Annotated in this window: 9 protein-coding genes and 1 pseudogene; 2 read left to right on the forward strand and 8 right to left on the reverse strand. The window is 78.4% G+C overall.

Annotation, left to right across the window (positions count from 1 at the left end):
* From GTR00_RS13120 to GTR00_RS13135, 4 genes and pseudogenes are all read right to left on the reverse strand, one after another.
* Positions 1-568, reverse strand: a pseudogene (locus GTR00_RS13120) (CynX/NimT family MFS transporter); the annotation flags it as partial.
* 11 nt (positions 569-579) lie between these two features.
* A complete protein-coding gene (locus tag GTR00_RS13125; protein ID WP_166612059.1) occupies positions 580-999 on the reverse strand; it encodes a hypothetical protein in 420 nt (139 codons plus the stop codon).
* Entirely contained in the window at positions 996-1,358 is a 363-nt protein-coding gene (locus tag GTR00_RS13130; protein ID WP_205705725.1) for a hypothetical protein, read from the reverse strand. The genes GTR00_RS13125 and GTR00_RS13130 overlap by 4 nt, the downstream gene beginning before the upstream one ends.
* Positions 1,359-1,369: 11 nt before the next feature.
* On the reverse strand, positions 1,370-1,555 hold the full coding sequence (locus tag GTR00_RS13135) for a hypothetical protein (protein WP_166612060.1): 186 nt from the start codon (positions 1,553-1,555) through the stop codon (positions 1,370-1,372).
* A gap of 158 nt (positions 1,556-1,713) precedes the next feature.
* Between GTR00_RS13135 and GTR00_RS13140 the strand changes: the two genes are divergently transcribed.
* Positions 1,714-2,817 (forward strand): alkene reductase, encoded by a 1,104-nt coding sequence (locus GTR00_RS13140; protein WP_166612061.1) that lies wholly within the window; start codon positions 1,714-1,716, stop codon positions 2,815-2,817.
* A gap of 79 nt (positions 2,818-2,896) precedes the next feature.
* Here the strand turns inward: GTR00_RS13140 and GTR00_RS13145 are convergent, their stop codons facing one another.
* The gene (locus GTR00_RS13145) at positions 2,897-3,646 is read right to left on the reverse strand and encodes a sulfite exporter TauE/SafE family protein (protein WP_166612062.1); all 750 of its coding nucleotides are present in this window, start codon (positions 3,644-3,646) and stop codon (positions 2,897-2,899) included.
* Between the two features lie 166 nt (positions 3,647-3,812).
* Here GTR00_RS13145 and GTR00_RS13150 point away from each other — a divergent pair, with 166 nt between their 5' ends.
* Positions 3,813-4,094, forward strand: a complete 282-nt coding sequence (locus GTR00_RS13150; protein ID WP_166612063.1) for a hypothetical protein — start codon at positions 3,813-3,815, stop codon at positions 4,092-4,094.
* A 43-nt stretch (positions 4,095-4,137) separates the two neighbouring features.
* Here GTR00_RS13150 and arfB read toward each other — a convergent pair whose 3' ends face one another.
* The 3 genes from arfB to GTR00_RS24060 all read right to left on the reverse strand — a co-directional run.
* On the reverse strand, positions 4,138-4,560 hold the full coding sequence (gene arfB, locus GTR00_RS13155; protein ID WP_166612064.1) for an alternative ribosome rescue aminoacyl-tRNA hydrolase ArfB: 423 nt from the start codon (positions 4,558-4,560) through the stop codon (positions 4,138-4,140).
* 97 nt (positions 4,561-4,657) lie between these two features.
* Positions 4,658-5,242, reverse strand: coding sequence for a dihydrofolate reductase family protein (locus GTR00_RS24055; protein ID WP_166612065.1), 585 nt, complete (start codon positions 5,240-5,242; stop codon positions 4,658-4,660).
* A partial coding sequence (locus tag GTR00_RS24060) for a TetR/AcrR family transcriptional regulator (RefSeq protein WP_166612066.1) occupies positions 5,239-5,700 on the reverse strand: 462 nt, incomplete at its 5' end. The genes GTR00_RS24055 and GTR00_RS24060, both read right to left, overlap by 4 nt.

Below are 5,700 nucleotides of genomic sequence, written 5' to 3' on the forward strand. Positions count from 1 at the left end.
CTGCCCGCCCGGCGCGCGCCAGCGGCGCCCACAGCAGCGCCGCGGCCACCGCCGGCAGCGCCCACACCGCCAGCGCCGAGCGCCACCCGCCGGGCAGCTGCCCGCTCAGCGGCACCGCCGCCCCCGACGCCGCCCCGCCGGCCAGCTGCATGACGACGAGGTAGGCGCTGGTCACCAGCGGCACGCGCGCGGCGAAGCGGGTGCGCACCACCACCGGCAGCAGCACGTTGGCCACGGCGATGGCCACGCCCAGCAGCGCGGTGCCGGCGAACAGCGGCACCGCCCCGGGCACCCAGCGCAGCGCGGCGCCGGCGGCCAGCACCACCAGGGCGAGCACCACGGTGGGCTGCACGCCCAGGCGCCCGGCCGCGCGCGGCACCAGGCCGGAGGCCGCGGCGAAGGCCAGCAGCGGCAGCGAGGTCAGCAGGCCCGCGGCGGTGCTGCCCAGGCCGGTGCCGGCGGAGACGGCGTCGAGCACCGGGCCCACCCCGGTCAGCGGGGCGCGCATGGCGCACGCCGTCAGCAGCACGGCGACGAGCAGCGCGGAGCCCCCGCGCCCGGTGCTCACGCGCCCGGTGATCACGCCGCGCGGGAGCGCCGCGACCCCGAGCGCAGGTAGACCAGGCCGAGCACGGGCAGCACCAGGGGCACGAAGCCGTAGCCGCGCCCGTAGGCGGACCAGACCGTGGAGTCGGGGAAGGCGCGCGCGTCGGCCAGGCTGAGGGTGCCCACGGTGAGCACGCCCAGCAGCTCCACGGTGCACGCGGCCCACGCCGCGCGCCGCCAGCCGCTGCCGGTGCGCGCCAGGCCCAGGGTGGCCAGGACGTAGACGAGGCCCGCGAACGCCGACAGCGCGTACGCCAGGGGCGCCTCGCCGAAGCGGGTGGCGATCTGCACGCTCGCGCGGGAGACGGCGGCGACGGCGAAGACGGCGTAGAGGGCGACGAGGACGCGGCCCAGGCCGCTGGTGCGCCGGGCGCCGGGGCCGGCGGCGCTCACCGCGTCACCTGGAACAGCTCGAGGGCGCGGTAGGCGATGACCACGACGGCCAGGCACGCCACGAGCAGCACCAGGGTGCTGGGGCGGGAGCGCTCGGCGAGCGTCCAGAACGCCCCGGCGGGCAGGACCAGGGGGGCCACGACGAGGTAGGCGATCGAGGTGGCCAGCTCGACGGGGCGCGGGCCGCCGACCAGGGTGGCCACCCCGTCGACGACGAGGGCCAGCACCGCGAGCTCCACGACGGCCAGCCCCACCAGGTGCGCGCGCCCGACGCGGCGGTCGCGGGCGACGGTGACGACCGCCCAGCCGCCCATGACCGCGGCGAGGCCGCAGACGACGGCGACGAGGGTTCCGGACACGGACGACGACTCTACGAGCCCCCCGCCGGCGCCCCGCCGCCAGGACCTGGCGCGGCAGCGGCGCCGGGTGCGGCGCCGGGTGCGGCGCCGGGTGCGGCGCCGGGTGCGGCGCCGGGTGCGGCGTCGAGGCCGGTGCACGGGCGCAGCGCGTCCTCGGCGGCCACGGCCTCCTCGGCGTCGGCGCCCTCCAGCGGCACGGGCACCCCCTCGCGGACGCGCGCCGGGCGCCAGCGCGGGCGGCGCGCCCGGGGCCAGGGTGACGCGCGGGAAGAGTGCCCCCGGCAACGGGGTTGGCACCGTCAGGACCGACCGGCGGGCACCCCCGCCGGGCCCCCGACGGAAGGACCCCGACCCCGTGGACCTGTTCTCGCCCGTGACCCTGGGCGACTTCGAGCTGCCGAACCGCGTCGTCATGGCGCCGCTGACGCGCATGCGCGCCGAGGCGGACGGCACCCCGAACGCGCTGATCGCCGAGCACTACGCGCAGCGCGCGAGCACCGGCCTGATCGTCACCGAGGGCACGTACCCCAGCGCCGAGTCGCGCGCCTACGCGCACCAGCCCGGCATCGTCACCGACGCGCACGTCGCCGGCTGGCGGCAGGTGGCCGAGGCGGTGCACGCCCGCGGCGGGCACCTGTTCCTGCAGGTCATGCACGGCGGGCGCGTCTCGCACACCGCCATCACCGGCACCGACCGGGTCGTGGCGCCCAGCGCGATCGCCATCTCGCAGGGCGAGGCGCACCTGCCCGACGGCACCAAGGCGCCGTACCCGGTGCCGCACGCGCTGACCCGCGAGGAGGTGCGCTCCGTCGTCGACGACTTCGTGGCCGCCGCGCGGCGCGCGGTGGACGCCGGCCTGGACGGCGTGGAGATCCACAGCGCCAACGGGTACCTGCTGCACGAGTTCCTCGCGCCCGGCTCCAACCACCGCGACGACGAGTACGGCGGCTCCCCGGAGGACCGGGCGCGCCTGGGCGTCGAGGTCGCCACCGCCGTCGCCGAGGCGATCGGCGCGGGCCGGGTGGGCATCCGCATCTCCCCCGCGCACAACATCCAGGACGCCTGGGAGCAGGACCCCGCCGACGTGGAGGCCACCTACCAGGCCCTGGTGGAGGGCCTGCGCCCGCTGGGCCTGGCGTACCTGAGCGTCCTGCACGCCGACCCCGCCGGCGACCTGGTGCAGGGCCTGCGCAAGCGGTTCGAGGGGCACCTGATGGCCAACAGCGGTTTCGGCGTGGTCACCTCCCGCCAGGACGCCCTGGACCTGATCGCCGACGGCGTGGCCGACTCGGTGGCGGTGGGCCGCATGGTCATCGCCAACCCGGACCTCGTGGAGCGCTGGGCGGACGGGCACCCGGAGAACGAGCCGAACCCGGCGACGTTCTACGCGCCGGGCGCCACCGGCTACACGGACTACCCGTTCCTGGACGGGCGCACCACCGCCCAGCCCACCGCCTGACGCACCACCCGCCGCACCGCCCGCCGCACCGCCCGGTGCGGCGGGACGCGCGCGACCCGGCCGGGGAACCCCGGCCGGGTCAGCCGCCCGTCACCCACAACCGCACGGCGAGCGCGAAACCCGCCAGCGCGATGACGACCCGCAGCACCCGCGGGTCCAGGTGCCGCACGAGCACCGGGCCGATCCGCCCGCCCAGCAGGCAGCCCAGCCCCAGCGCCAGCGCCGCGCCCCACGCCACGTCGGAGAACAGCGCGAAACCCACCGCGGCGGTGGTGTTCGCCCCGCCCAGCAGCACGTTCTTCACGGCGTTGTTGCGCGCCAGCGGCTGGTCGTAGAGGACCTCCGCCAGCGCCAGGATCATCACGCCGGCCGCGGCGCCGAAGTACCCGCCGTACACGCCCACCGCGAACAGGGCCAGCAGCACCAGCGGGTTGCGGTCGGAGAACCGCCCGGGCCGCAGCTTCTGCACGCGCGGCTGCAGCAGCAGCAGCGTCGAGGCGAGCGCGACGAGGAACGGCACCACCTTCTCGAACGACCCCGCCGGCAGCGTCAGCAGCAGCGCGCACCCGGCCGCGCCGCCCAGCACGCCCACCGGCAGCAGCCGCGCCAGGCGCCGGCCCTGCCCGCGCAGCTCGGGGCGCGCACCCAGCGTGGAGCCGACGGTGGAGCCGAACAGGCCCACGGTGTTGGTGACGTTGGCGACCACCGGCGGCAGGCCCGTCAGCAGCAGCGCCGGGTAGGACACCAGCGAGGCCAGGCCCGCGGTGGAACCCACCAGGCCCGCTCCCGCCCCGGCGGCGAACAGCAGCAGGGGCTCGGCGGGCGTCACCCGGCGATCCAAGCAGACGCCGCGCCGGCCCCGGCCGCCGGTGCAGCGCCGCGCGCCTGCGCCGGACGGGTGGTGGGGCGACCCGTTCGGCCGGACGGCGGCTACCGCGGCGGCCGCTCGGGTCCGCCACGGCGCCCGCCCGGCGCACCGCGGCGGCGGCGCGCCGGTGCACCCGCAGGCGGCGGGACCCGCCGCGCCGCGGGGCGCCGAGCACGACGAGGCCGCCGGGCGCGCCCTGGCCGACTTCCTGCACGCCCGCCTGCACGACGAGCTCGCCACCGCGCGCGGGACGCGCGAGCGCGCCGACCTGCACGCCCGGCTGGGGTTCGTGAGGTCCTACCGCCGCGCCGTGGCGGAGGGGCGCGTGGTGACCGCCGAGAATCTCGCCAGCGTCCTGGCGGTCCTGGCCGCCGCGCACGACGAGCGCTCCGGCGCGGCCGGGCGCTGACCCCGCCCGGCGGCGCGCGCCGCCGGGGCGTGCTCCGGGGCGCTCAGTCGTCGGTGCTGCGCCGCAGCCGCTTGACGTCGCCGCGGCGCTTCTTGCCCTCCACGCGGCGGCGCTGGGAACCGCGCGTGGGGCGGGTGGCGCGCCGCTGCGCGGGTCCGGGGGCGGTGGCGTCGGCGAGCAGGTCGCGCAGCCGCTCCAGCGCGGCCTCGCGGTTGCGCAGCTGGGAGCGGTGCTCGCTGGCCACGACGGTGAGGACCCCGCCGGCCAGGCGGGGGGACAGGCGGCGCAGCGCCCGCTCGCGCAGGTGCTCGGGCAGCGCGGCGGAGCGGGCCAGGTCGAAGGACAGCTCCACCCGGGAGTCGGTGGTGTTCACGCCCTGACCGCCGGGACCGCTCGACCGGGAGAACCGCTCGGTCAGCTCGGTCGCCGGGACGGTCAGCGCGGGGCTCACCCGGACGTCGTGCACGACCCCTCCAACACCACCGCCGGGCGGGGGCTTCCGCCGGGCACCGCGCCAGTGTGCCCGCCGGCGCGGCCGGGCGCGACGCGGTTCCCCGGCGCGCTCAGCGCACCACCGCGTACGTGGACTGCACGAGACCGGCGCCGAGCACGCGCGTGGAGCGGTGCTCCAGGGCGACGTCGCGGCCCAGGGCGCCGAACAGCGGCAGCCCCTCGGCCAGCAGCACCGGCGCGGTGGTGATCGTCAGCTCGTGCACGAGGCCGGCCGCGAGCATCGCGGTGATCGTGCGGCCGCCGTCGACGTAGACGCGGCGTGCGCCGGCGGCGGTGAGGGCCGCGACGAGGGCGTCGAGGCCGGGCACGACGCGCACGCGCGGGTCGGCGCCGTCGACCAGGGTGGAGCTGAGCACGAGGACGGGCTTGCCCGCGTAGGGCCACTCGCCGAACGTGAGGACCTTCTCGTAGGTGGCGCGGCCCACCACGAGGTGGTCGACGGAGGCGGCGAAGGCGTCGTAGCCGGTGTCCCCGGCGTGCTCGCCGCGCGAGGTGAGCCACTCGAGGTCGCCGTCGGGGCGGGCGATGGAGCCGTCGAGGCTGGTGGCGATGAACACGGCACCGGTGAAGGACGCGGCGGTCGTGGTGGCGGCGGTCGTGGTGGCGGTGGTCGTGGTGGTGGGCTCGGTGCTCACGGGTTGCCTCCTCGGGGTCGTGGGGTGCGCGGGGTGCGCGGGCGGTGCGGGTGCAGGACGGCGTCGACGGCGGTGCGCAGCTCCTCGCGCAGCGGCGCGGTGCCGGTCAGCGGCCACAGCACGAGCACCCCGTTGCAGGTCAGGTGCACGGAGCGGGCCAGGTCGGTCACCGGGGTCCCCGCGCGCAGCTCCCCGGCGCGCACGGCGCCCTCCAGCAGCAGGGCGACCCCCTCCTCCAGGTGGCGGGCGCGGGCGGCGGCGTGGGCGCGGAACCCCTCGTCGGCGACGTCGAGCTGCAGGAACGCCAGGCCGTGGACGAGGGCCTCGCGGTCCTCGACGTCGGCGACCAGCTCGGCCAGGGCCGCGTGCAGGGCCGCCAGCGGGGAGGGGTGCGCCGAGCGGGCGGCGGCGATCCCGGCGGGGACGTCCTGCGCGGCGCGCGCGGCGAAGGCGAGCAG

The sequence above is a fragment of the Kineococcus indalonis genome, assembly GCF_009906395.1.
In the GTDB taxonomy this organism is placed as follows: Bacteria; Actinomycetota; Actinomycetes; order Actinomycetales; family Kineococcaceae; genus Kineococcus; species Kineococcus indalonis.